Source organism: Microbacterium sp. NPDC091662 (genome assembly GCF_044756705.1).
Lineage (GTDB): Bacteria > Actinomycetota > Actinomycetes > Actinomycetales > Microbacteriaceae > Microbacterium.
This window is the reverse complement of sequence record NZ_JBIVTM010000001.1, coordinates 1963108-1987560: the sequence shown is the minus strand read 5'-3', so window position 1 is coordinate 1987560 and position 24453 is coordinate 1963108. Positions and strand designations below refer to the sequence as shown.

The window sequence follows — 24453 nt, the reverse complement described above, 5'->3', positions numbered from 1 at the left end:
TCGCTCGGGGTGGGGCGTCCTCGTGTGTGCGTCGGCGCGGAGGGCGTCAGGAGCGGTCGGCGGTGATGCCGAGCAACTCGAGCGGGTGGGTCAGACGCCACCAGGGACTCGGGCCCTCGACATCTTCGGCCAGCACCAGCGGCGTCGTGACGGTGTTGAGCGGGCCGGTCGTGGTCAGTGTGCCCACCGCGTCGTCCTGCTCGCGTGCGTCGCCGAGGTCGAAGGCCGCAGCGGCTGTGGCGGTCGCGCCGTTCCACAGCACCACCTCGGCGTCCGACTCGGTGATGACATCGACCTTCTCGCCCCAGGGGGTCGTGACCCGACCGACCACGGTGTCCTTCGCTACGGCGGGCGCCTGAGCCTCCAGCGCCGCTTCCGCTTCGGTGAACAGGGAACGGGTGAGAGCGAGTCGCTGCTCGTTGCCGGCCTGGTTCAGCGCCGCGGCGAAGAGATGCACGGTTGTGTCGCCGATGACCACGTCTTTGGCGGTGAGCAGATTCCAGCCGACGAGCGTGCCGGTCTTGATGCCGACGACGCCGGGATCGTCGAGCATCCCGTTCGTGTTGACGACCGTGCCGGCGCCCGGCAGATCGACCGACTTGGTGCCGACGATCTCGGCGAAAACCGGGTTCTGCATCGCGCGCTCGCCGAGCGTGACCAGTGCCTCGGGGGTGGCCACGTTGCGCTCGTCGAAGCCCGACGGCGTCACGACGGTGATGCCGGTGAGGCCACGTTCGCGCAGCCACACCTCGGCGGCCCGAGCGAACTCGCGGTCGGAACCCCAAATCTCGGTCGCGAGGCGGTCGATGTAGTTGTTCGCGGACCCCATGAGGGTTCCCTGCAGCAACTGATACTCCGTCAGCACGCCGCCGATCGGCACGTCGAGGGCGGACTGGTCGCTGCGCCGGTAGTCCCAGTACTTCACGCTGTCGGCGCGGGTGAAGGAGAACTCGGGCCCTTGCTCGCCGACCGCCAGCGGCATGCGGTCGAGCACCATCAGGCTGCTCACGACCTTGGTGATGCTGGCGATGCTCACGGCGTCGGGCACGGACGCCGCAGTGGTCATGCCCGCGATGCCGACGGCGCCGGCACCTTCGGTCGGCCAGGTGACGGTGGCGGCGGCAGCGGGAGTGGTCGTGAACTCGACGGACTGCACCGTGGGTGGCACCTCGTGCAGCGGCCACAGCAACGTGGTCCCGGCGTACGCGGCGACGAGGCCGACCAGCGTGGCGAGCGGGACCAGGATGCCGGGACGGGCGATGGCCGGTCGAAGGCGGGCGTCACGCAGCAGGCCGTTCGAGCGCTCGGCTTCCGACGTCTCATCGAGAGTCGCGACAGAGGTGTGCGCGGCGACCGCCGTGGTGTCCACCCAGGTCAGGGCTGTGGCCGGGGCGGTGTCGTCCGCCCACTGGGGTGCGGTCGAATCCAGCAGCGCGAGGGCTTCGTCGGAGGTCTCAGGGGTCACACGCTCGCGGGGGACGAACGGCGGCTTCGTCAGAGGGGGAGCGGCCGGTTCGGGGGTGAGCACCGGTTCCGGTGCGATCACGGGCTCCGGTGCGACGATCGATTCCGGCGCGTGCGTCGATGTCTGCTCGGCCGTCAGCACCGATCCGCCCGTCGCAGTATCGACTGGTCCGGAGGGGGCGGCGGTCGCCGGGCCGTCGTCGCTGACGACGCCCGTCGCCTCGTCGGCGGGATCTGAAGCGGTCACTCGTTTACGGTACCCAATCCCGGGCGAGTTCCGCGGCGCACGGCACTGTCGCCACGCGGGTGTCGCCAGCGGGTAGGATCTTCAGCACAACCACGGGAGTCCGGCGAGCCGGGCTGAGAGGGAGCGAATCGCGCTTCGACCGTCGAACCTGATCTGGGTCATGCCAGCGCAGGGAGGAGTTCAGATGAGTACGCCCACGTCCACATCCGCCGCAGCGAAGACGGCAGGGAACACCCCGGGCCGGAGCTATCTGCGCTGGCGGATCGTCGACATCGTCGTCGCCAGCGTCATCGGTGTCGCCGCCGGTCTGATCTTCTTGGCCTGGAACGTCGGCTACCTCGGACCGAAGGCCCTGCTCGAGCCCCTGCTTCCCGGCATCCAGGGTCTCCTCGACGGCCCGTGGCTCTTCGCCGGCGTGCTCGGTGGACTCATCATCCGCAAGGCGGGGGCGGCGATCTACGTCGAGCTGCTCGCGGCCGTGGTCTCGGCGCTCATCGGCAACCAGTGGGGCGGGTTCCTCACCCTCGAGGCCGGTCTCGTGCAGGGGCTCGGCGCCGAGCTGGTCTTCCTGCTCTTCTTCTACCGTCGCTGGTCGCTTCCGGTCGCCATCCTCGCCGGTGCGGGCGCCGCCCTTGCCGGCGGTATCAACAATCTCGTGCTCTGGTACGCAGGTTCCGGCCCCGCCTTCACGATCATCTACTTGGTCAGCACCGTCATCTCGGGCGCCGTCATCGCGGGTGCGCTGTCGTGGGTGCTGGCGCGCGGAATCGCCGCCACGGGTGCGCTCGATCGGTTCGGCTCCGGGCGCGAGGCGCGCGTCCGCGTCTGATGTCGGTCGATCAGACAGTCCCGGCCGCCGTCGAGGCGCGCGGCTGGGGGTGGCGTCACGCAAGTCGCATCGCCTGGGCTCTGCGCGACGTCTCATTCCGCATCGAGCCCGGTGAGCGGGTGCTGGTGCTCGGCGCGTCGGGCGCGGGCAAGTCCACGTTGCTGCACGGCCTCGCGGGCGTGCTCGGCGGTGAGGAAGAGGGTGAGAGCGCGGGAGACCTGCTCGTCGACGGTGCTTCGGCCGTGGCGACGCGCGGCCGTTCCGGGCTCGTGCTCCAGGACCCCGATTCGCAGGTCATCCTGGCGCGGGCCGGCGACGACGTCGCGTTCGGTTGCGAGAACCTCGGAGTGCCGCGGACCGAGATCTGGACGCGTGTCGCGGCGGCGCTGGACGCGGTGGGCCTCGACGTGCCGCTCGATCACCCCACCAAGGCCCTCTCCGGTGGCCAGAAGCAGCGCCTCGCTCTCGCCGGGATGCTGGCGATGCGGCCGGGTCTGGTGCTGCTCGACGAGCCGACAGCGAATCTCGACCCCGCGGGGGTGATCGAGGTTCGCGATGCGGTGGAGCGGATGCTGGAGGCCCAGCCCGCGACGCTCGTCGTCGTGGAACATCGCCTCGATGTCTGGCTGCCGCTCATCACTCGTGTGATCGTGATCGGTGCGGGGGGCGTGGTCGCCGACGGCCCTCCGCGCGAGGTGCTGCAGCGTGAGGGATCCCGGCTCGCGACGGACGGCGTCTGGGTGCCGGGGTGGCCTCCGCGGATGCCGTCGCCCCCCGCGAGCCGTGCGGGGGAGACGCTGCTGTCGGCACGGGAGCTCTCCGTCGCCCGGGTCAAGGGCAATCCGGTCGCGACAGGCATCGATCTGGAGGTGCACGCGGGCGAGGCCCTCGCGATCACCGGGCCCAACGGTACGGGAAAGTCCACGCTCGGTCTCACCCTCGCCGGACTCCTCGTCCCCTCCAGAGGCGAGGTCGTCGCATCCAGCGCCCTCGCCGACGGTGCCGGTCCGTCGCCGATCCGCTGGACCTCCCGCGATCTGCTGACCCGAATAGGAATGGTGTTCCAGGAGCCCGAGCACCAGCTGCTCGCGAAGACCGTGCGCGATGAGCTCGCAGTAGGACCGCGGGCCCTCGGCATGACGGAGGACGAGATCGCGGCCCGGAGCGAAGAGCTGCTCGCCAGGCTTCGGCTCACGCCGCTCGCCGCCGCGAATCCGTACACGCTCTCCGGTGGTGAGAAGCGCCGTCTCACGGTCGCCGCCGCGATCGCGACGCGGCCACGCGTGCTCATGCTCGATGAACCGACGTTCGGGCAGGACTCCCGCACCTGGGCGGAGCTCGTCGCGATGCTCGCGGCGCTTCGTGACGAAGGCTCCGCGGTCGTCACGATCACCCACGACGGTGAGGTCGCGCGGGCCCTGCACGCCGCCCGCTTCGAGCTCGGGGGTCCGGCGTGACCATGCTCGACACGCGCGCGCGCACCGGGGCGATCGCCCGCGTCAATCCGGTCGCCAAGCTCGGGGTGAGCGCACTGATCGCGGTGCCCCTGATCCTGACACTCGATCCGGTGTCGGCGTCCGTCGCCCTCGTGCTCGAGTTCGTGCTGTTCCTGTTCGCCGGAATCGGCTGGCGCGAGTTCTGGGTGCGTACCTGGCCGGTGTGGCTCGCGGCGCCTCTGACCGGTCTGACCATCGCGCTGTACGGCGAGACCAGCGGTGTGGTCTACGTGGACTGGTTCGTGCTGCGCATCAGCGAGGGGTCGCTCGCGCTCGCGCTCGCGACGATGCTGCGCGTGCTGGCGATCGCGCTGCCGTCTGTCGTGCTGTTCATCACCGTCGACCCGACCGACCTTGCCGACGGTCTCGGTCAGATCCTGCGGCTGCCGGCCCGGTTCGTGCTCGGTGCGCTCGCCGGACTCCGGATGGTGGGCCTCTTCCTCGACGATTGGCGAGCGCTCGAACTCGCACGCCGGGCCAGGGGCGTCGCCGATCGCGGGCGCATCCGACGATTTCTCGGCATGGCCTTCGCTCTGCTCGTGCTGTCGATCCGCCGCGGAGCCAAGCTCGCCACCGCCATGGAAGCACGCGGGTTCGGCGCACCCGGTCCGCGCACCTGGGCACGCGAATCGCGCTTCGGCGCGGCGGAGTGGGGTCTCCTCGCCGTCGGGGCCGCGATCTCCGGCGTCGCGATCGCTGCGGCCGTTGCCACCGGACAGTGGAACTTCATCATCGGGCCGACGGGCTGACCGGGCCGCGGTTTCGTGCGGTTCAGTTCTCGGCTCAACTGCCGGCGCCGGTTCCGATCTGGAAGTAGTGCTCCCGGTGCAGTGCGCATCGCTCGTTGAACAGGGCGGTGCACCGGGGGCAGGCCGTCACCGCGAAGTACTCGCTGATCGTGAGCTCGTGACCGCATGCGCCGCAGAGGATCGCCCGGGTGTCGTGCTGCTCGGGCGCCCACTGCGCAGCCGGATGCCCCGCCGACACCTCATGGCAGCGGTGGCACGGGTAGTAGTGGCCGCAGCAGGCGAAGCGGATCGCGATGATGTCGGTCGGGCCCCGGTAGTGCGCGCACCGGGTCATGTCGTCGATGACCGGGCCGAACACCGGCGGTCGGCCGGCGGACGGAGGCGCCACGCTCAGGACTCGTTCCAGAGCCGCCGGTAGTACTCGAGGCGCACGCGGTCGGGCTCGACCCCGTAGGCCTCGATGAGTGTGTCCTCCCAGCCGGATCCGAAGTTCCACATCGTGCTCATCGAGGCCACGGCGATGTCGGCCCAGCGGTCGGCGACGCCGAGCGCCGCGAGATCGACGAAAGCGGTCGGACGGCCGGCGTCGTCGAGAAGCGTGTTCGGCATGCAGGCATCGCCATGGCACACCACCAGCCGGTCGATCGGCGGTGCCTGGTGCAGCTCCTCCGACACGACAGTGCCTCGTTCCGCAGCGTTGGCGATCCGCCACTGCGTGCTCCACTCCCAGGGGCACTCGGCCACAGGCAGGGCGTCGTGCAGCGCGCGCAGGCCCGCACCCACCGCCCGCACCGCGGTCTCGGGCTGGTCGGCCCAGCGCGGGTCGACGGCACTGCTCGCGTCGAGCGCGACGGTGACGAGCCACTCGTGCGTGTCGTCCTGCCCCTGTTCGAGCACCTCGGGCACCGCGATCCAGGTGCGCGCCCACCGCATGCGCTCGGCTTCGTCGCGCATGTTCGCCTCGTCGTCGAGCGGCCCCCACTTGATGTACCGGCCGTCGTCGGTGCGGAACGTGAGCCCGCCGATCCCGTTGAGCCAGACCGGCACGAGTGCGGCACCGCGGGCGAGCTCGCGAACCCGAGCCGGCACGTCGAGTGAGGCGGAGGGGATGCTCATCCGTCCATCCTGCCCGACGTCGACGTTCTCGGTTCATCGGCGCTCGTCGCGCAGACGTTCGAGGTAGGCGTTGTAGGCGTCGAGCTCGGTCGTGCCGTGCGCATCGGCATAGCGATCGGCGGCGGCGGCGCGGGCGGTGTCGTCACGGAACCACCGATGCATGACGTACACGAGCATCAGCAGCGTCGGCGCCTCGCCGTACGACCATGCCAGACCGCCCGCCAGACGCTGGTCCTCGAGCGGATCCAGCCCGAGGGCCAGGGTCGGTGCGACGAAGTGGTCGACGAGCATCGTCGTCGCCATCATCAGGAAGACCCCGAAGAACGCGTGCAGTGCGGCCTCGGCGAAGACGTCGAGTGCCCGCCCGCCGTGCCCGAGGCGCACGGGGAGGGGGTCGGAGCTCAGCACGGGGATGGCGAACAGGATGCCCACGGTGAGGAACCCGACCTCCAGGGCGATGTGGCCGCCGGGAGCGGCGAGGACCCGATCCGCGAGACCGGCCAGATACAGACCGTAGAACGCGATCAGGTACACCGGGAGGGCGATCCACGGGCTCAGGATCCCTCGCGCGGCGCGGCTGCGGAGTCCACCGTGCGCGGCATGCAGCACGGCGGTACCCAGCCCGCGGTGTGGTGTGGCTCGCAGGAGCAGGGTGCCCGGTGAGCCGAGCACCAGCAGCGGCGGGATCGCGATCATCAGCGTGAGCTGCTGGAACATGAACACCGACATCAGCGCGTAGCCGTACGCCTCGACCCCGAGACCGGTGATCGCCGCGAGCGCGAGGCAGCCCAGGAGGAACACGACCGTGCGCCAGACGGGCCACCGGCGGTGCTGCCGCCACAGACGGATCGCTCCGCCGAGGTATGCGACCGCCAGCACGGCCGCCACCAGGGGCAGGACGGGGAAGGGTCCCGGCGCCGGCAGGACGAAGTCGGACAACGTCGGTGGCGCGTCCGGCATCCAGTCGTTCATCCGCTCGTGCCCTCTCGCGAGCCGTCCGGGCGACCGGGAAGCTGCGTGTCCCGCGTCTCCGCGCGGTGACGGAACCAGATGCCGATGACGAGGACGACGCCTCCGATCGCGAGCGCGACGTCGGCGAGGTTCCCGATGAACCAGTTCCCGTACGCGAGGAAGTCGGTGACGTGACCGACACCGAATCCGGGAGGAGCGAGCAGACGGTCCAGCACGTTTCCGATGGCGCCCCCGAGGATGAAGCCCAGCCCCCAGGCCCGCCACTCCGTGCGTGCGCGGGTCGCGACGACGAACAGCACGGCGACGGCACCCACGCCCACCACGGTCAGCACCCACGTCGCCCCGGAGCCCAGCGACAGCACCGCCCCGGGGTTGTAGGCGAGCTGCAGGCCGAGCGCGTCACCCAGCAGGGGTATCCGTTGCGTCAGGCTGAGCCCGGCGATCGCGGCGGCCTTGGTGGTCTGGTCGATCAGGACGACCAGGCCGGCGATCACGAAGGCGACGGCGTATCTCGGGACGCTCTCACGTCTCATCGGACGGCTCCGGCTGCGTCGCCCGATCACGTCGACGCCGCGCACGCCCCGCGAAGACCACGCCGGTCGCGCCGAGGGCGAGGATGAAGCCGATCCCGACGAGGAAGACGACCCCGAGCAATCCGAGGTCGTCACGCTGCACTCTCCGTTCGCCGTTCTGCTGCTCGTGCGTCGTCCCGGCGGTGGGCGTGGGGGTAGGTGTGGGAGAGGTGGTCGGCGCGGGGGTGGGGGAGGGCGCCGGCGCGGGCGTCTGGCTCGTCGTGCGCGTATCGGCTTCCGAGGCGACGACGCTGTACGGCACGCGGGCGGCTGCCGACTCAGCAGCGACGAGCAGGGTCAGGGCGCTGATCACCGCCCCCATGACGGTCGCGCCCACCGCGCGCCGAGTCGTCCGGATGCCCGGTCTCGTCTCGGGGCTCAGTGGTTCGGGAGGGTGCGGATCGGCGTTGTCCACGGGGCTGTTCATGGGTCTCCTTCGAGAGGGTGCGAGCAGAAGGTTCGAGAGGGCGGAGTCTCGGATCATGCCGCGCAGAGACGGCGCGGCATCGTGAGGGGTGTCGGGATCCGGGTGGGGGTGCGCGCGGCGGTCGGCCGATGCGCGACGTCGACGCAGGGCGTCGGCACGGGAGGTCGACGGGGATGTCGACGGCGGAGGCCGACGCGCGATGGAGGCGGCCGTGCATGCGCGGCCGGTGCGGATCAGGTTCGGGAGAGACCGAGTTGGAGGAGTGGGATCGCGGTCACACGCGGACGCAGGTGCGACGCGGACGATCGACAGCGTGCGCCGGATCCGACTCGGAGTCGCGTGATCGGCGTACGTCGTTGCGTCGCACGCGTCCGCAGGAGCAGCACGGCGAGTGCAGACAGCACCCCGAGTGCACACAGCGCGGCACCGGCGAGGGTGCTCGCCCCGATGTCCGCAGCGGCGGCGGGGACATGCTCCTGGTCCGCGGCTGCCGCATGGTCGAAGGCATCGACGGCCGTGGCGGCGAGAGAGGGCGCGGCGCCGTTACCGTCCGTCAGCCCGTGGGCCACCACCGTGAAGCCCAAGATCAAGAGGAGTGCGAGGGTCACGGTGGTAATGAGCCGCATTATCAATGGCTGTGCGACGGCGCCTGCGGGTCGGACGATCCCGGGCGAGCGGCGCATTCTCCGGATCCTACCTGCACCGGTTATCGCGTTCCTCCGAGCGATGGCGGGTGTCGTAGGCTCGCTCTCGACGCCGTACCTCGGCTCGTGGTGAAACCAAGAACCACGTAGGCTGGGACTGCGTTCCATCAATGCATGTCGCACGACGACGTTCGAAGGAGAACATCAGATGCAGATCAGCGGACAGGGTGCACTCGTCACCGGCGGAGCCTCGGGGCTCGGCCTCGCCACGGCACGCCGGCTCGTCGCCGCGGGCGCTCACGTCACGATCATCGACCTCGCCTCGTCGAAGGGAGCCGAGATCGCGGACGAACTCGGCGGTCTGTTCGTCGCGGCCGACGTCACGAACGCCGAGGAGGTGCAGGCGGCCGTCGCAGCCGCGCAGTCCGCCGCTCCGCTGCGCGTGGTCGTGAACTGCGCCGGCATCGCCCCGCCCGCCAAGGTGCTCGACCGCGAGGGCCACCCGGCCGTGCTCGCCGACTTCGAGCGCGTGATCCGCATCAACCTCGTCGGCACGTTCAACGTCATCTCGCAGGCCTCCGCCGTGATCGCGAAGAACGAGCTGCACGATGAGGAGCGCGGCGTCATCGTCAACACCGCCAGCGTCGCCGCGTTCGACGGTCAGATCGGCCAGCCCGCCTACTCCGCATCCAAAGGCGGCGTGCACGCCATGACCCTCCCGGTGGCACGCGAGCTCGCCCGCTACGGCATCCGCGTGTGCACGATCGCTCCCGGCATCATGGAGACCCCGATGCTGATGGGCCTTCCGCAGGCGGCTCAAGACTCGCTCGGCCAGCAGGTGCCGTTCCCGTCGCGCCTCGGACGCCCCGACGAGTACGCCGCGCTCGTGCAGCAGATCGTCGAGAACGGCTACCTCAACGGCGAGACCATCCGCCTCGACGGTGCCATCCGCATGGCGCCGCGCTGACCCTGCGTCTGCCATTCCCCTTCGCGATCAAGAACCCAGGAGAACCCATGTCCCTTGCAGGCAAGACCATCCTGATGTCGGGCGGCAGCCGCGGCATCGGCCTCGCGATCGCGCTGCGGGCGGCCGCCGACGGTGCGAACATCGCGATGCTCGCGAAGACCGACACCCCGCATCCGAAGCTCGAGGGCACCATCCACACCGCTGCCGAGCAGATCCGTGCGGCGGGTGGTCAGGCCCTGCCGATCGTCGGTGACGTGCGCGACGACGACGACATCACCGAAGCCGTCATGAAGACGCAGGGCGAGTTCGGCGGCATCGACATCGTGATCAACAACGCCAGCGTCATCGACCTCTCGCGCTCGCTCGACCTGAACGCCAAGAAGTACGACCTGATGCAGGACGTCAATGTGCGTGGCACGTTCATGCTCTCGCGCGCAGCGGTGCCGATCCTGAAGGACGCGGAGAACCCGCACATCCTCTCGCTGTCGCCGCCCCTCAACCCGACCCCGAAGTGGCTCGGCGCGCACACCGGATACACACTCGCGAAGTTCGGCATGACCATGGCGACCCTCGGACTCGCCGCCGAGTTCGCACGCGACGGGATCGCCGCCAACACCCTGTGGCCGCGCACCACGATCGCGACGGCGGCCGTGCAGAACCTCCTCGGTGGTGACAAGGTCATGGCTGCGAGCCGCACGCCCGACATCTATGCGGATGCCGCGTACGCCGTGCTGCTCAAGCCCGCGGCGTCGTACACGGGGCAGACGCTCATCGTCGAGGACGTGCTCGAGGCCGACGGTGTGACCGACTTCTCCGGCTACGCTGCGATCCCCGGCACCCCCGACAGCGCTCTCTTCCCCGACATCTTCCTCGACTGAGCCCCCGGCCGCCCCGAATCCGAAGGCCGAACCCGAAGGCCGAACCCGAAGGCCTGAGCGCGAGGCCTGAGCGCGAGGCCTGAGCGCGAGGCCGAAACGGAGACCATCCGTCTGCAGCACCGCGTGTCGGGCCACGCCGCGCCGCGCCTCACCCGGTTCGTCTCCGTTTTCGCGGGGTCAGAGTCGGAGCCGGAGCCGGAGCCGGAGGGGCGGGGGGTCAGATCAGCAGGTAGACCGCACCGATGATCGTGAGCGCGATCACGATGCGGTCGAACACGCGCTGATTCATGCGGCGGGCGACGCGCAGGCCGAGGAGCGCGCCGATCACCACGAGCGGGGCGAGCACGGCATCCATCAGCAGAACCGGTGACTCGAAGAGCCCGAGGCCGGCGAGGAACGGCACCTTGATCACGTTGATGATGGCGAAGAACCACGCGGACGTGCCGAGGAACACCTGCACCGGGGTGCGGGTGGCCAGGAAGTACATCGACATGACGGGGCCACCGGCGTTCGCGACCATGGTCGTGAAGCCGCCGAGCGTGCCGTAGGCGCCCGCGAGCAAGACGCCACTGGAGGGAGCTGCCACGGCATCCGCTCTGCTCTGCCGCCACCGGCGCCACAGCGTCACGGCGATCATCAGCAGCAGGATCACCCCGATCGCACGGCGCACCACCCCGTCGCCGGCGAGCGCGAGGAAGGCGAATCCGAGCAGCAGGCCCGCGATGACCGCGGGGGCGAGCCGCAGCAGCGTGGGCCAGTGCGCGTGTCGGCGATAAGCGAACAGGGCGAACAGGTCGCCGACCATCAGGAGCAGCAGGGTCGCGGCGGTCGAGGTGCGTGCGGGCAGGACGGCCGCGAACAGCGCGATCGCCAGGATGCTGCCGCCGGGCAGGGCGGTCTTCGAGATGCCGATCGTCACGGCGGCCACGGCGAGCGCCGCCCAGGCCCACGGGTCGAGTGCGATCACCGTTCGAGCTCGACGACGATCGCGTCGTAGCCGCGGCTCGAGGCGAGGTCGACCGGGAGTACGCCGTCGCCGTCGGGGATGCTGATGTCGGCCCCGCCGTCGAGCAGGGTGCGCACCACGTCGACATACGTCGAGGATCCGTCTCCGAGCACGATCGCTTCGTGCAGCGCCGTCCAGTTCAGGTCATTGATGTGGTTCGGGTCGACGCCGGCTTCGAGCAGGATCTCGATGGTCGAGAGGTGCCCGCGTTCCGAGGCGGGGATCAGCGCCGTGCCGCCGAAGCGATTCGTGCTGGTCAGGTCGGCGCCGTTGTCGAGGGTCAGACGGAGGATCTCGTCATGTCCGCGCGCGCCCGCGTAGAGGTAGGCGGAGTCCTGGATGTCGTCCTTGGCGTTCACGTCCGCCCCGGCCTCGATCAGGACCCGGGCCGCGTCGACGTGGTTCGCCTTGGTCGCCGCGACCAGCGCCGTCATGCCGCCGGATCCCCGCGCCTCGATCTCCGCGCCGGCATCCAGGGCGTGCCCGACGGCGGAGGCGTCTCCGGCCTCAGCGGCGGCGAGCAGATCGCGGGTGGCATCGGTCATGGCGGCCTCCTGAGTCGGCGAGGAAGAATGCGGCGCGGGCGGGTGCAGGCCCGCCGAGCACGCCGTCGTGGTCAGCAGTGCAGCCGTGACGGCGCCGACGAACAGCATCCTTCGGGCACCCATGCGTCCGGTATACCAAATGATGCCGGGTGTCGGGCGATCAGCCCCGCGTGGCGGTCACTCCCGGGTGGGGATCAGCCCCGTGCAGCGGTCAGCGCCGAGGCGAACCGGACGGCGCGCTGCTCGATGTCGGCCCAGTCGCGAGTCTTGATCGACGCGCCGTTCGCCAGGTCTCCGCCGGCACCGACCGCGACCGCGCCGGCAGCGAACCAGGCGGCGAGGTTGTCGGGGTTCACGCCGCCGGTGGGCATGAGCGGCGCGTCGGGGAACGGGCCGCGCAGGGCGCCGAGGTAGGAGGGGCCGCCGAGCGATGCCGGGAAGATCTTCACGACATCGACACCGAGCTCGAGCGCGCCCATGACCTCGGTGGGAGTCATGGCGCCGGTCATCACGACGCGGCCGGTGTCGAGCATGCTGCGGGTGAGGTGCGGCAGCGTGCCGGGGCTGACCAGGAACTCGGCTCCCGCATCGGCTGCCTGCTGAGCCTGTGCGGGGGTGGTCACGGTGCCGGCGCCGATGTAGGCGGCATCGCCGTGGCGGGCGATGAGCTCGCGGATCACCGCGGGCGCGTCGGGGGTGGAGAAGGTCACCTCGATGCCGGTGACGCCGCCGCGGATGATCGCCTCCGAGGCTTCGACGGCCAGCTCAGGGGAGGGGGCGCGGAGGACGGCGAGGATGCCGGTCGTGCGGGCGCGGTCGAGACGGTCGGGCATGGGGCTCCTTCATCGGGCGGGCTTGTCCATTCTCGCGGGCGCAGCCTGTAACGACAAGTTGGTCAGGATGCGTGGGTGTGCGGCCAGGCCTCGATCAGATCCTTCGACTCCTTGAGTCCGAGTCCCGTGTGCTCACGGAGCGCCTTGATCGCGGCGATCTTGGCGCCGCCGGCGACCAGCTTGTCGATGTCGGACGCCACCGAGGCCGGCAGCTGGGCGCGGACCGACGACGGAGTCGCCGCCGTCGGGGTGATCGCGGAGTGCGTGGCGGTGGTGTTCGACACGGCTGCGGTGTGCGGGGCCGTGGTGCTCACTGACCAGTGGTCGATGCGGTCCTTCGCCTCTTTGAGCCCTGTGCCGGAGTGGTCGCGGTACAGCTTGATGGCGTGGATCTTCTGCCCGGCTGCGACGAGCCGGTCGATCTCGGCGATCACGTCGGGAGTCAGACCGGAGGCGCTGGTGGTCGCGGATGATGCGGCCGCCGAGTGCGACGTCGCGGTCGTCGGCGTGAACACCTGTGGTTCCGGGAGCTTGGGGCGCATGCCGCGGACCGCGACGGCGAGGATCGCCACGACGACGATCAGGCCGACGACGATCGCAATGATCCACAGCACGGCATCCATGGGCCCAGTCTATGGAGGCGTCATCGCCCGCCCCAGGTCGTTCCCATCCGTCACCGCGTACCCTGGAGGGTATGACCGAGACTCCCCGCACGCGCGAGACGCGCCCCGCAGCATCCGCGTCCGCCCCGCAGGGACGCCCCGCCCAGGGCAAGGTCCGCGAGACCAAGAAGCCACAGGTGCGCCCTGCCACCGAGGGATGGACCCAGCAGAAGGATGCCGAAGGGCGTCCGCTGCTGCAGTTCGCGAGCCCCAAGCGCGGCAAGCCGCCCGTGCACCTGGCCGACCTGACACCCGCCGAGCGCACCGAGAAGGTGAAGGAGCTCGGGCTCCCCGGCTTCCGAGCGAAGCAGCTGTCGACGCACTACTTCCGCCACTACACGTCGGACCCCGAGCAGATGACCGACCTTCCGGCCGAGACCCGCGAGCAGCTCGTGGCTGGAATGCTGCCGCCGCTGCTCACCGAGGTGCGACGCCTCGAGACCGACCGCGGCGACACGATCAAGTTCCTGTGGCGCCTGCACGACGGCGCGCTGGTCGAGTCGGTGCTCATGCGCTACCCCGGCCGCATCACCCTGTGCGTGTCGAGCCAGGCCGGGTGCGGCATGAACTGCCCGTTCTGCGCCACCGGCCAAGCGGGGCTGACGCGCAACATGTCGACCGCTGAGATCATCGAGCAGATCGTGCGCGCGAACCGTCTGATCGCCGAGGGTGGCCTGGGCGGCAAGAAGTCCGACGACCACAGCATGGAGCGCGTCTCGAACATCGTCTTCATGGGCATGGGGGAGCCGCTCGCCAACTACAAGCGCGTCATGGATGCGGTGCGGTCGATGGTCGCGCCGCAGCCGGACGGGCTCGGCATGAGCGCCCGCGGCATCACGGTGTCGACGGTGGGCCTGGTGCCCGCGATCAAGAAGCTCGCCGACGAGAACATCCCGGTGACCTTCGCGCTGTCGCTGCATGCCCCCGACGACCACCTGCGCGATGAGCTCATCCCGGTGAACTCGCGGTGGAAGGTCGACGAGGCCCTCGACGCCGCCTACGACTATTACGCCAAGACCGGTCGCCGAGTCTCGATCGAGTATGCGCTGATCAAGGACATGAACGACCACGCCTGGCGTGCCGACCTGCTGGCCGAGAAGCTCAACCAGCGTGGGCGCGGCTGGGTGCACGTGAACCCGATCCCGCTGAACCCGACGCCCGGCTCGATCTGGACGGCTTCCGAGAAAGACGTCACGAACGAGTTCGTGCGCAGGCTCAACGACGCCGGCATCCCGACCACCCTCCGCGACACCCGCGGCAAGGAGATCGACGGCGCCTGCGGTCAGCTCGTCGCCACCACTGAGGATGAGGCCGCTTCCGCCGCGATGGCCTGAGGTGCCGCGATGGCCTGAGGTGCCGCGAGGGGCTGAGGTGCCGCGAGGGGCTGAGGCGTGCCCGCTCGACGCCCGTCTGCTGCGCCGAGCCGCTCGGCGCGGTCGAGCCACCGGGTGATCGTGGTCTCGCTCGCGTCTTTCACGCCGAGCATGCGGTGGGTGCGCACCGAGCGGATCCCACAGAAGCGCATCGTCCCTCGGGCGACGTGGGTCTGGGCGGGCAGCCCGGTGAAGGGTGTGAAGTACCAGGGCGTGTCCGCGAGCAGCAGCAGCCTGCCGTGGCGAGCGGGCAGCAGCCCCTCGACGAGGCCGAGTTTCGTGTAGCGGTACTCCTGCTGCGGCAGCAGGGCGCGGTCGAAGAAGCCCTTGAGCAGCGCGGGCACCGACCCCCACCACAGCGGCGTCGCGATGACGATCGTGTCGGCGTCGTGCAGTGCACGCTTCGCCTCGACGAGGTCGGGCTCGAGCGTCATGCGCTCGCGGTAGCCGAAGCGCAGGTTCGGATCGAAGTCGAGGTCCCGCAGGGCGAGCACGCGGGCATCGCCGTGCCCTGCGGCGTAGCGCTGGGCGATGGCGGCGGTCAGGGAGCGGCCGTCGGGGTGGCCGTCGATCACGAGAGCGGACATGGCGGGTTCCTATCTGGACAGTGTCAAGCTGGTGGACACTGTCAAGATAGGAGAGGATGTTGCTCATGTCAAGTTCCAAGGACGGATACCACCACGGCGACCTCGCCCGCGCCCTGGAAGACGCCGCCATGCAGCTGCTGGAGCGCATGCCCGCGGCGGAGATCAGCCTGCGCGAGGTTGCCCGGGCCGCGAACGTCAGCCACAACGCCCCGTATCACCACTTCTCCGACCGGCTCGGACTGCTCAAGGCGATCGCCGAACGCAGCATGGCCGATCTCCTCGCGCAGGTGCGCACCGCTGCCGAGAAGGCGTCGACCCCCCGGGCCGCACTCACCGACGGCGGCTCGGCGTACATCCGCTTCGCCGTCGAGCACCCGCACGCGTTCGATGCTGTCTACGACCCGACGGTCTGCGTGCCCGGATCCCCGACCGCGACGATGGCGCCGCTGATCGACGGGCTCGAGGCGGTGCTCGCCGAGGGCGCGGCGGCGGTCGGCCTCGATCGACCGGCGGATGTGGTGGCGCTCTGGGGACTGATCCACGGACTCGGCACGCTCGCCGCCGCGGGGCACTTCACGCTCGACGACGGCCTGTCGGCCTACGTCGCCGCCCTCGATCGGCTGCTCCCCGCGGCGTAACCAACTTTCGAATCGCGCAACTTGCCCCAAATCCGGTCGGAATCGGGCCATTTGCGCGATTCGAAGCCCGGGGGCGACGCCTCAACCTGTGAGTCGCTCAAAGCACTCTTCCACGCGATGCACAGGCGACGTTTCGTAGATTGTTCGAATGCCCTATTCCGCCCATCGACCGGGTCGCTACGACTCGCAGGGTCGGATCATCCTCGACAGCGAGCCCGACGCCGTCACGGATGACCTCGACTTCCTGCGCGAATTCGAGCCCACTGGTACGGACGACACCACCCGTGAGGTGCCCGAGTCCGTGCCCGCAGAGACGACCCCGATCGCCGACGCGATCGCCGCGGACGAACCCGCTCCGGCGAAGTCCCCGCGGGAGCCCCGCCCTCGCAAGCCCCGCAAGGAGCGCCCGCCGCGCACTCCCGGCTCGCGCGCGCGGACCCTCGCGATCCTCGGCGGTGCGGAGGGCGAGATCCTCGACCGCGTCCCCGGCGAAACGTCCCGCTTCGTGCAGATGTTCTTCGTGCTCGCCGGCACCGCGCTCGTCTCGGCGATCTCGATGCTCTTCGCCCTCACCACCGGCGTGCAGGCGGCTATCTGGCTGGCTGTGCCGCTGGCCCTCGTGTGGGCGCTCATCATCTTCAACCTCGACCGCTTCCTCACCTCGACCATGAGCTCGACGAGGAACGTCTGGCGCCTCATCGGCCTCGCGATCCCGCGTGTGATCATGGCCGCGATTATCGGCTTCGTCGTCGCCGAGCCGCTCGTGCTGCAGATCTTCCACAACGACATCGCCCGCGAGGTCGCCTCGACCAACATCACGCAGTCGCAGTCCGACCAGGAGGCCCTCGAGACGGGACCGGAGAAGATCGCGCTCGACGCGGCATCCGCCAAGGTCGCCGAGCTCGAGAACCAGGCGGCGACCGGCATCGTGGCAGGAACCGACGCCTCATCGGCGACCGAGTCGGCCGCCCAGGCCACGGTCGACGACGTGACCGCGAAGATGACCGACCAGCAGGCCGTGATCGACCAGGCCCGGGTGCTGTACCAGTGCGAGCTCACGGGTGAGGGTGCCGGCACCGTCCCCGGCTGCACGGGCGTCAACGGCCAGGGTGCCAGTTCGGACGCCGCCAAGGCGCAGCTCGCCGAGGCTCAGCAGACCTATGACGCCCTCGCCGCACAGCTGCGCACCGCGAATGAAGAGCTCGCCGCCGCCGGCACCGCGGCGAAGGAGAACACCTCGTCATCCGAAGCGCAGAACCGCGAGCAGGCGAAGTCCCAGCTGCCGACCGCCCGCGACACCTATGACCAGGCGCTCGCCGCGTACAACGCACGTGCCGACGCGGTGGCACAGGGCAACGCGGGAGCCGTCGGACTGCTCAGCCAGATCAGCGGATTGAACCGGTTGAGCGAGAAGGAGCCCTCGATCCTGTGGGCGCACATCCTGATCGCCGCGCTGTTCTTCATGATCGAGCTGTTGCCGGTGCTGGTGAAGGTGCTCACGAGCTACGGCGATCCGAGCCTCTACGAGAAGGCCGCCGCGATCCGCAAGCAGGTGGCGCTCGACCGGGTCACGGCCGAAGGCTTCCGCGACCGGGCGGACATCGTCGTGGCGACGCCGTCGACCCCATCACCCACGACCTCGGCCGCCACGACCTCGGCTACGTCTTCCGCTCAGGCGACCTGACGCTGCGGCCTTCCTTCCGGGTGCAGTTTCTGCCGTCCGCTCGCGCGATGAGCGGCAGGAACTGCGACCGGAGGGAGGACGTCGGCGATTACGGAGCCGGAACGATGCCGGGCTGCCAGAGTCAGGGAGCGAATCAGGGCGACCGTCGACGGTGTGCGTGACCACGCGGAGCCGGTGAGCGCAGCCTCGATCACGGCGAGTGGACGCTGCAGTGCGGGGTCGTGTTGACGGGCGTCGTCGCAGAGCCATTCGACGAGCTCGGCAATGGTCCAATTCGGATCGATTGGCCCGAGATCGGTGGCGAAGGTGGTCAATGACGTGTCCATTGGTCCAGAATCAAGTCTCATGGGCGCGGATGACAGGGCCAATGTACGGCCACTGGAGCACGGATCGGTCACGGATGCCTTCTCGGCCATGGTGCGCGCCGGCGACGTCTCTTCCGACGCGCTCTCGGCGCGACTCGGGCGGTGGACGCACGGAGACGGCACACTCGCCGCTCGGCTCTCGCGAGGCATCGACGCTCTGATCGCGAGCGGGGAGCTGCGGCCGGGGGATCGGCTGCCGGCGGAACGTGCGCTCGCCGCCGCGAGCTCCGTCTCGCGCGGCACGGTCGTGGCCGCGTACGCCGACCTCGCCGAACGCGGCCTCGTGGATCGGCGGCAGGGGAGCGGCACCCGCATCGCCGGTGCTGCGGCAACCGCCGTGCCCCCTCAGCGTGCCGGGCGAGGCGAGGCGCTGTTCTCTGCGCTGCCGAACGCGATCGACCTGCTGCGCACCGTGCCGCAGATCTCCGACCTCGGGGTGCAGCTCATCCGCGATCACACGCCGCGGCTCGACCTCGCTCTGCTGCCCGAGACCGATCCCGCTGGCCTCCCTGCGCTTCGGACCCTCATCGCCGACATGTACGCCGCGGAGGGGACGCCGACCACTCCCGAGCAGATCCTCGTCACGCACGGCGCGCAGCAGGCCATCAGCCTCGTCGTCAACGCGCTCGTGGGTCCTGGCGACATCGTGCTCGCGGAGGAGATCACGTGGCCGGGCGTCACCGACTCGGTAGGCCTGCGCGGCGGTACGGTGCACGGTATCCCGATGGGCGTCGACGGTCTCGACGTCGACGCCCTGGAGCAGGCCCTCGCCCGTCTGCGACCCGTGCTCGTCGCCCTCAACCCGCACCACCAGAATCCGACGGGGTCGCGCCTGCCCGCCGCCCCGCGGCACCGGGTGGCTGAGCTCGCCGCGCAGTACGGCGTTCCGGTCATCGAAGACCGCGTGCTCGCCGGCATCTCGTTCGACGGGGTGGTGCCGCCGACGCTCGCGGCCGAACGCACCGATGCCCCTGTCATCGTGATCGAGTCGGTGTCGAAGTGGGTGTGGGCGGGCCTGCGGATCGGCTGGTTGCGGGCGGACCCCGTGCTCGTGCGGCGTCTGCGCGGCGCACGACAGCTCGCCGACCAGTCCACCAGCGTTCCCGGTCAGCTGCTCGCTCTCGACCTGATCGCCCGCGCCGACGACCTGCGCCGCGCGAACAGCCGCATCCACCAGGAGCGGCTGAGACTGCTCCAGGCGCTCATGGCCGAGCACCTGCCCGACTGGACGGTCGAGCCGCCCCGTGGAGGGCTGTCGCTGTGGGTGCGGGTGCCTGCGGGGTCCGCAGCAGCGCTCGCCCGAACAGCGGCCGCACACGGTGTCTCGATCGCCGGAAGCGCGGCGTTCGCCGTTTCCGCGTCGCCGGACGATCACATCCGCATCCCCTTCACCGCCCCCGACGACGTGCTCGCCGAGGGCATCCGCCGCCTCGGAGCGGCCTGGCGCGAGTATCGGGAGACTCTCGGGATGTCTTCTTAGGCTGACCCGCATGACTCGGGTGCAGCGTCGGACGATGCGGAGGCAGACGTTGTGGATCTCGATCGCCGGTGTGCTCGCCGTCACGATCTATGCGGCGCTCGCCGCGGTGCAGATCTTGGTGTGGACGCCTCTCGCGGCAGCTCCCGGGCTCACCCTCGACCAGATCCGAGATGAGCTGAGCGGAGCGGGTGAGTCGATCGACGCGCCGACGACCATCATGATTCTCGGAGTGGGAGTCGTGCTTGCCCTCGCCCTCGCTGTGATCGCGATGACGTCGAGGGCCGTTCCGGTGATCGCGGCTGCCGGCTTCCTGAGTCTGCTCGTGCTCGGAGCACCGGGCTTCTTCATCGCCTCGTTCGGCCCGGGCATGGCGCTGGCCGATACCTTCATGATCTCGGCGGGCGTCTACCTCCCCGGGAGTGCGAGCGTTCTACATCACCAGCGCCTTCGCGGCAGCCCTGCTGATGCTCGGCGGGGTGGTCGCCGTGCTCCGGGCACGCTCCGCTCCTGCGCGGGCCTGACCTCTTCCCTCGCATCCGGCCCCGCTGTCGGAGCCAGCCAGTAGCGTTGATCCATGGTCAACTATCGCTATCTCGGCAACAGCGGTCTCAAGGTCTCGGAGATCACCTACGGCAACTGGGTCACCCACGCCTCGCAGGTCGGCGACGACGCCGCCGTCAAGACCGTGCACGCCGCCCTCGATGCCGGAATCACCACCTTCGACACTGCCGACACCTACGCCAACACGGCGGCAGAGGTCGTGCTCGGCAAGGCGCTGGAGGGTCAGCGTCGCGAAGGCCTGGAGATCTTCACGAAGGTCTACTTCCCGACCGGCCCCAAGGGTCCGAACGACACCGGCCTGAGCCGCAAGCACATCTTCGAGTCGATCAACGGCTCGCTCACGCGCCTCGGCACCGACTACGTCGACCTGTACCAGGCACACCGCTTCGACTACGAGACTCCGCTGGAGGAGACGTTCCAGGCCTTCGCCGACGTTGTCCGTCAGGGCAAGGCGCTCTACATCGGCGTCTCGGAGTGGACCGCGGAGCAGCTGCGCGAGGGGCATGCGCTCGCGAAGCAGCTCGGCATCCAGCTCATCTCGAACCAGCCCCAGTACTCCATGCTGTGGCGCGTGATCGAGGGCAAGGTCGTGCCCGCATCCGAAGAGCTCGGCATCTCGCAGATCGTCTGGTCGCCGATGGCGCAGGGCGTGCTCAGCGGCAAGTACCTGCCCGGCCAACCGGTGCCCGAGGGCTCGCGCGCGACCGACCCGCACAGCGGCGCCGACTTCATCAAGAGCTTCCTGCAGGACGACATCCTCACCGCGGTCCAGCGCCTGAAGCCGATCGCCGAGCAGGCCGGTCTCTCCATGCCGCAGCTCGCGATCGCGTGGGTGCTGCAGAACCCGAACGTGGCCGCGGCGCTCGTCGGCGCGTCCCGCCCGGAGCAGCTCGCCGAGACCGTCAAGGCCTCGGGTGTGAAGCTCGACGCCGACACGATGGCAGCGATCGACGCGGCCCTGGGCGACACGGTCAACCGCGACGCCGAGAACACCTACTCCGTGTCGCCGAAGTCCCGCCTGGTCTGAGACCTCCGGCGCTGACGCATCTCACGAAGAAGGCCGCCGTTCCGAGGAATGGCGGCCTTCTCGCTGTGCGGTGACCGGACTACTCCTTGACCGCACCCGCGGTCAGGCCCTGCACGATCCAGCGGCTCGCGAGAGCGAACATCGCCATGGTCGGCAGGATCGTCAACACCGCGGCGGCACTCATCGAACCCCAGTCGATGTTGAACGTCGAGATGAAGCCGTTCAGCGCCGAGGGCACGGTGCGGTTCGCGTCGGTGTTCATGAGCACGACCGACAGGAACAGCTCGTTCCAGCAGTTCACGAAGTTGAAGATGAACGCCGCGATGATGCCGGGGGTCATCACCGGGACGAGCACCCGGAACAGGGCGCCGAGGCGTGAGCATCCGTCGATCATCGCCGCCTCTTCGAGCGCATCCGGCACGTTCTCGAAGAAGCCGCGCAGCATGACGGTCGAGAACGGGATGCAGATCGCGATGTAGACGAGGATGAGCCCCGGCTTGGTGTCGACCAGTCCCAGGTCGGTCATCATCGAGTACAGCGGACCGAGCGCGATGAACGCGGGGATCATCTGCGTGAGCAGGAACGCGATCAGGATCGCCCCCTTGCCGCGGAACTCGAACCGGGCGAGCACGTATGCGCTCAGCAGGGCGATGAGTGTCGCCACCGCGCCGCCGACGACCGCGACCAGGGCGGAGTTGCCGAGGAAGACACCGAACGAGCTCTTCTGGAACAGGCTGATGTAGTTCTCCAGCGACGGCTCGCTCGGCCAGTACTCGATCGGGAACCGGTTGATCGTGCCGGGCGACTTGATCGACGTCAGAGCGATCCAGTAGAGGGGGAACAGGGTGATCACGAGCCAGAGGCCGAGGCCCACGACACGGATGACGCCGCCGACCGTGACGCGCGGCTTCGGTCGCGGGGCGGATGCCGGATCGGGGACGGTGATGCGCCGGGTCTCGGTGATCGAGGAACCTGTCCGCGAAGCGTCTGTCATGGTCATCGCTGCACTCTCCGCATCGCCATCAGGTAGAACGCGCAGAACACGAACAGGACCGCCATCACGATGAGGCCGATCGCGCTCGCGAAGCCGTAGTTGCCCTGCTGGGTGTAGTTGATCATCCAGGTCGTGATGATGTGCGTCTGGTTGGCGGGTCCACCGTTGGTCATCGCGTAGATGATGTCGGGGAAGTTGAAGATCCAGATCACCCGCAGCAGGATCGTCAGCAGCAGCGTCATCGAGATGTACGGGATGATGATCGAGAACAGCTGGCGGAACTTGCCCGCGCCGTCGAGGCTCGCCGCCTCCAGCATCTCGTCGGGCACCGACTGCAGGGCCGCGAGGATCATGATCGCGAAGAACGTCACGCCGTACCAGACGTTCGCGACGATCACCGCGAACATCGCGAGCTTCGGATCGGCCAGCCAGGGGAGTGGCGCGTCGATCAGCCCCGCCTTCATGAGCAGGTCGTTGACGACGCCGAACTCGGCGTTGAACATCCAGCGGAACAGCATGCCGATCAGGAAGCCCGACACCGCCCACGGGAAGAACACGAGCGCCTGGTAGAGCCCGCGGAAGCGGAACTTCTTGCGCAGGGCCAGGGCGATCAGGAATCCGATCACGAGCTGCGGCACGAGCGAGCCGACGACCCAGAGCACGGAGTTCCACGCCACGGTCGGGAAGGCAGGATCGCGGAACACCGCGAGGAAGTTGTCGAAACCGACGAAAGGGGTCGACGTGAGATCCCACAGGTTCCAGTCGTGGAAGGCCATGCGCGCGCCCTGCAGCATCGGCCAGTAGGTGAACCAGCAGACGAAGACGATCGCCGGCGCGAGGAAGGCCAGCAGCGTCCACGCCTGACGGCCGCGGAACGGGCGCCGGCGGGATGCCGGGGAGGCCCCGGCGGCGGTCTGCTGCGAAGCAGTGCCGACGGAGCCTCCCTTCTGAGCGGTGCGGGCCACAGGTCAGCCCTTTTCCGCGGCGTACTTCTCGGTCCAGAACGCATCCCACGAGGCCAGCAGGTCGCTGGTCGACATGTTGCCCAGCAGCACGTTCTGCACGTCCTGGTCGGACTTCTGGATCCACTCGGTCCACCAGCTGACTCCGCGCGGCTGGCGCACGTTGACGTACGTCTCCGGGTCTTCGGTCATGGTCACGTAGCTGGTCCACGGACCCGACGAATAGAAGTCGTCGTCGGCCGCGGCGGTGATGATCGGCACGAGGCTGTTGGCCTGTGCGAACTCGGTGGCGGGCTCGGCGGACGAGAGGAACTCGACGAGCTTGACCGACGCCTCCTTGTTCTCGCTGTTCTCGGCGACGCCCCAGCCCGCGACGGCGAGCGGCTGCGCAGCCTTGCCCGAGGGGCCGACGAGCAGCGGGGCGGTGTCCCACTGGTCCTCGGTCAGCGAGGAGTCCTGCACGGTCGCGATGACCTCGGGGTCTTGCAGCAGGAACGCCGTGGTGCCGTTCGTGAAGCCCGCGACCATCTCGGGGTAGCCCCACGAGACGGCGGAGGGCGGCGAGGCTTCCGTGAACAGGTCGAAGTAGTCGTCGACGGCATCCTGCGCTTCGGGGGCGGCGAAGATCGTCGAGCCGTCTTCCATCAGGAACGCGTCGTCGACGTCGAGTCCGTCGATCGTGTACGCCTCGATCGCCGCGACCACGTTGCTGTTGGCGTTCTGGCCGCCGCGGAAGGCGTAACCGTAGATGTTGTTCGACGGGTCCTGGATGGTGCTCGCCTGCTCCAGGAGGTCCTTCCAGCTGTGCGGCGGACCGTCGAAGCCCGCGTCCTTCACGAGGTCGGTGCGGTAGAACAGCGACAGTCCGTAGAAGCCATAGGGCACGAAGTAGCTCTTGCCGTCGGCGGCGACCGAGGCGGACTGGGCGTTGTCGGTCAGCGCGTCCCAGCCGTCCCACTTCTCGAGGTCGGGGCCCAGGTCGTAGAGCCAGCCGTTGTTCGCGAACGGACCCACGGTGATGTCGCGGACTTCGAGGACGTCGACGCCCTTGCCCGACTGCAGCATCTGCTGGATCTTCGCGTCGGCCTGCTCGGTGGGAGGCGAGACGAGGTTGACCGTGATCTTCGGGTTCGCCTTCTCGAAGTCGTCGAGCAGCCCACGAAGGAGCTCGGTGCGGGCGGGGTTGGTCAGGCTCTCGACCATCTGCAGGGTGACGGTGCCATCGGCGGACGGACCGGAGCTTGCGGAACAGCCGGTGAGAGCGAGGACGGCGACGGTGCCGACTCCCGCTGCGGTCGTCAAGATCTTGTTCTTCACGATGTGCCTCTCGGTGGGGTGGGGGTGGGTGTTGCGGTCGGGTGAGTGTGGAGGTCGG

General features: G+C 69.4%; 27 protein-coding genes and 1 riboswitch. Of the genes, 11 read left to right on the top strand and 16 right to left on the bottom strand.

The features are described from left to right. Positions 1 to 46: 46 nt before the first annotated feature. Entirely contained in the window at positions 47 to 1711 is a 1665-nt protein-coding gene (locus ACIQLD_RS09745; protein ID WP_402607807.1) for a D-alanyl-D-alanine carboxypeptidase, read from the bottom strand. 82 nt (positions 1712 to 1793) lie between these two features. Next, a riboswitch (TPP riboswitch) is annotated at positions 1794 to 1903 on the top strand. On the opposite strand from ACIQLD_RS09745, the gene ACIQLD_RS09740 reads away from it, so the two are divergent. The 3 genes from ACIQLD_RS09740 to ACIQLD_RS09730 all read left to right on the top strand — a co-directional run bounded on the left by ACIQLD_RS09740 (position 1896) and on the right by ACIQLD_RS09730 (position 4785). Beyond that, positions 1896 to 2540, top strand: a complete 645-nt coding sequence (locus ACIQLD_RS09740) for an ECF transporter S component (RefSeq protein WP_402607805.1) — start codon at positions 1896 to 1898, stop codon at positions 2538 to 2540. Its footprint overlaps the riboswitch before it by 8 nt. Continuing rightward, a complete protein-coding gene (locus ACIQLD_RS09735) occupies positions 2540 to 3997 on the top strand; it encodes an ABC transporter ATP-binding protein (protein ID WP_402607803.1) in 1458 nt (485 codons plus the stop codon). Before ACIQLD_RS09740 ends, ACIQLD_RS09735 begins: the two co-directional genes overlap by 1 nt. Before the next feature lie 2 nt (positions 3998 to 3999). Beyond that, positions 4000 to 4785, top strand: coding sequence for an energy-coupling factor transporter transmembrane component T family protein (locus ACIQLD_RS09730; RefSeq protein WP_402608515.1), 786 nt, complete (start codon positions 4000 to 4002; stop codon positions 4783 to 4785). Positions 4786 to 4819: 34 nt separating this feature from the next. Here ACIQLD_RS09730 and ACIQLD_RS09725 read toward each other — a convergent pair whose 3' ends face one another. From ACIQLD_RS09725 to ACIQLD_RS09700, 6 genes are all read right to left on the bottom strand, one after another. Next, a complete protein-coding gene (locus tag ACIQLD_RS09725; protein ID WP_402607801.1) occupies positions 4820 to 5173 on the bottom strand; it encodes a CHY zinc finger protein in 354 nt (117 codons plus the stop codon). Between the two features lie 2 nt (positions 5174 to 5175). Then, a complete protein-coding gene (locus ACIQLD_RS09720) occupies positions 5176 to 5901 on the bottom strand; it encodes a phosphotransferase (RefSeq protein ID WP_402607799.1) in 726 nt (241 codons plus the stop codon). Between the two features lie 33 nt (positions 5902 to 5934). Then, complete coding sequence (locus tag ACIQLD_RS09715; RefSeq protein ID WP_402607797.1) at positions 5935 to 6873, bottom strand: cytochrome c oxidase assembly protein; 939 nt, start codon at positions 6871 to 6873, stop codon at positions 5935 to 5937. Further along, the gene (locus ACIQLD_RS09710; RefSeq protein WP_402607795.1) at positions 6870 to 7406 is read right to left on the bottom strand and encodes a signal peptidase II; all 537 of its coding nucleotides are present in this window, start codon (positions 7404 to 7406) and stop codon (positions 6870 to 6872) included. The genes ACIQLD_RS09715 and ACIQLD_RS09710 overlap by 4 nt, the downstream gene beginning before the upstream one ends. Next, positions 7396 to 7872: a hypothetical protein gene (locus tag ACIQLD_RS09705; RefSeq protein WP_402607793.1), complete on the bottom strand. Its 477-nt coding sequence runs from the start codon at positions 7870 to 7872 to the stop codon at positions 7396 to 7398. The genes ACIQLD_RS09710 and ACIQLD_RS09705 overlap by 11 nt, the downstream gene beginning before the upstream one ends. A gap of 233 nt (positions 7873 to 8105) precedes the next feature. After that, a complete protein-coding gene (locus tag ACIQLD_RS09700) occupies positions 8106 to 8480 on the bottom strand; it encodes a hypothetical protein (protein ID WP_402607791.1) in 375 nt (124 codons plus the stop codon). Between the two features lie 244 nt (positions 8481 to 8724). Here ACIQLD_RS09700 and ACIQLD_RS09695 point away from each other — a divergent pair, with 244 nt between their 5' ends. Together ACIQLD_RS09695 and ACIQLD_RS09690 are read left to right on the top strand one after the other, a co-directional pair. Then, entirely contained in the window at positions 8725 to 9483 is a 759-nt protein-coding gene (locus ACIQLD_RS09695) for an SDR family NAD(P)-dependent oxidoreductase (protein ID WP_402607789.1), read from the top strand. Positions 9484 to 9530: 47 nt separating this feature from the next. Continuing rightward, entirely contained in the window at positions 9531 to 10361 is an 831-nt protein-coding gene (locus ACIQLD_RS09690) for an NAD(P)-dependent oxidoreductase (protein WP_021198290.1), read from the top strand. Positions 10362 to 10578: 217 nt separating this feature from the next. On the opposite strand, the gene ACIQLD_RS09685 is transcribed toward ACIQLD_RS09690, so the two are convergent. The 4 genes from ACIQLD_RS09685 to ACIQLD_RS09670 all read right to left on the bottom strand — a co-directional run bounded on the left by ACIQLD_RS09685 (position 10579) and on the right by ACIQLD_RS09670 (position 13368). After that, the gene (locus tag ACIQLD_RS09685) at positions 10579 to 11328 is read right to left on the bottom strand and encodes a sulfite exporter TauE/SafE family protein (protein WP_402607787.1); all 750 of its coding nucleotides are present in this window, start codon (positions 11326 to 11328) and stop codon (positions 10579 to 10581) included. Continuing rightward, positions 11325 to 11912, bottom strand: coding sequence for an ankyrin repeat domain-containing protein (locus ACIQLD_RS09680; protein WP_402607785.1), 588 nt, complete (start codon positions 11910 to 11912; stop codon positions 11325 to 11327). Before ACIQLD_RS09680 ends, ACIQLD_RS09685 begins: the two co-directional genes overlap by 4 nt. Before the next feature lie 194 nt (positions 11913 to 12106). After that, positions 12107 to 12745: a bifunctional 4-hydroxy-2-oxoglutarate aldolase/2-dehydro-3-deoxy-phosphogluconate aldolase gene (locus ACIQLD_RS09675; RefSeq protein WP_402607783.1), complete on the bottom strand. Its 639-nt coding sequence runs from the start codon at positions 12743 to 12745 to the stop codon at positions 12107 to 12109. A 62-nt stretch (positions 12746 to 12807) separates the two neighbouring features. Beyond that, positions 12808 to 13368: a ribosomal protein L7/L12 gene (locus tag ACIQLD_RS09670; protein ID WP_402607781.1), complete on the bottom strand. Its 561-nt coding sequence runs from the start codon at positions 13366 to 13368 to the stop codon at positions 12808 to 12810. A 71-nt stretch (positions 13369 to 13439) separates the two neighbouring features. Between ACIQLD_RS09670 and rlmN the strand changes: the two genes are divergently transcribed. Then, positions 13440 to 14741 (top strand): 23S rRNA (adenine(2503)-C(2))-methyltransferase RlmN, encoded by a 1302-nt coding sequence (gene rlmN, locus ACIQLD_RS09665; RefSeq protein ID WP_402607779.1) that lies wholly within the window; start codon positions 13440 to 13442, stop codon positions 14739 to 14741. On the opposite strand, the gene ACIQLD_RS09660 is transcribed toward rlmN, so the two are convergent. Continuing rightward, complete coding sequence (locus tag ACIQLD_RS09660; protein ID WP_402607777.1) at positions 14690 to 15367, bottom strand: NAD(P)H-dependent oxidoreductase; 678 nt, start codon at positions 15365 to 15367, stop codon at positions 14690 to 14692. The genes rlmN and ACIQLD_RS09660 overlap by 52 nt on opposite strands. A 65-nt stretch (positions 15368 to 15432) precedes the next feature. Here ACIQLD_RS09660 and ACIQLD_RS09655 point away from each other — a divergent pair, with 65 nt between their 5' ends. Together ACIQLD_RS09655 and ACIQLD_RS09650 are read left to right on the top strand one after the other, a co-directional pair. Then, positions 15433 to 16005 (top strand): TetR/AcrR family transcriptional regulator, encoded by a 573-nt coding sequence (locus tag ACIQLD_RS09655; protein WP_402607775.1) that lies wholly within the window; start codon positions 15433 to 15435, stop codon positions 16003 to 16005. Positions 16006 to 16153: 148 nt separating this feature from the next. Continuing rightward, entirely contained in the window at positions 16154 to 17689 is a 1536-nt protein-coding gene (locus ACIQLD_RS09650) for a DUF4407 domain-containing protein (RefSeq protein ID WP_402607773.1), read from the top strand. On the opposite strand, the gene ACIQLD_RS09645 is transcribed toward ACIQLD_RS09650, so the two are convergent. Beyond that, positions 17677 to 18015 carry a hypothetical protein gene (locus ACIQLD_RS09645; RefSeq protein ID WP_402607771.1) on the bottom strand — a complete coding sequence of 113 codons (339 nt, stop codon included), beginning with the start codon at positions 18013 to 18015 and terminating at the stop codon, positions 17677 to 17679. The genes ACIQLD_RS09650 and ACIQLD_RS09645 overlap by 13 nt on opposite strands. 19 nt (positions 18016 to 18034) lie before the next feature. Between ACIQLD_RS09645 and ACIQLD_RS09640 the strand changes: the two genes are divergently transcribed. The 3 genes from ACIQLD_RS09640 to ACIQLD_RS09630 are packed head-to-tail and all read left to right on the top strand — an operon-like array spanning position 18035 to position 21122. Then, on the top strand, positions 18035 to 19534 hold the full coding sequence (locus tag ACIQLD_RS09640; protein ID WP_402607769.1) for a PLP-dependent aminotransferase family protein: 1500 nt from the start codon (positions 18035 to 18037) through the stop codon (positions 19532 to 19534). A gap of 10 nt (positions 19535 to 19544) precedes the next feature. Then, positions 19545 to 20099: a hypothetical protein gene (locus ACIQLD_RS09635; RefSeq protein WP_402607767.1), complete on the top strand. Its 555-nt coding sequence runs from the start codon at positions 19545 to 19547 to the stop codon at positions 20097 to 20099. Positions 20100 to 20108: 9 nt separating this feature from the next. Further along, positions 20109 to 21122: an aldo/keto reductase family protein gene (locus ACIQLD_RS09630; RefSeq protein WP_402607765.1), complete on the top strand. Its 1014-nt coding sequence runs from the start codon at positions 20109 to 20111 to the stop codon at positions 21120 to 21122. Between the two features lie 79 nt (positions 21123 to 21201). On the opposite strand, the gene ACIQLD_RS09625 is transcribed toward ACIQLD_RS09630, so the two are convergent. Genes ACIQLD_RS09625 through ACIQLD_RS09615 form a run of 3 tightly spaced genes read right to left on the bottom strand, consistent with a single transcriptional unit; the run spans position 21202 to position 24395 of the window. Further along, the gene (locus ACIQLD_RS09625; RefSeq protein ID WP_402607763.1) at positions 21202 to 22122 is read right to left on the bottom strand and encodes a carbohydrate ABC transporter permease; all 921 of its coding nucleotides are present in this window, start codon (positions 22120 to 22122) and stop codon (positions 21202 to 21204) included. Beyond that, positions 22119 to 23081, bottom strand: a complete 963-nt coding sequence (locus tag ACIQLD_RS09620; protein WP_402607761.1) for a carbohydrate ABC transporter permease — start codon at positions 23079 to 23081, stop codon at positions 22119 to 22121. The genes ACIQLD_RS09625 and ACIQLD_RS09620 overlap by 4 nt, the downstream gene beginning before the upstream one ends. A 3-nt stretch (positions 23082 to 23084) precedes the next feature. Further along, complete coding sequence (locus tag ACIQLD_RS09615; protein WP_402607759.1) at positions 23085 to 24395, bottom strand: ABC transporter substrate-binding protein; 1311 nt, start codon at positions 24393 to 24395, stop codon at positions 23085 to 23087. Between the last annotated feature and the right edge of the window lie 58 nt (positions 24396 to 24453).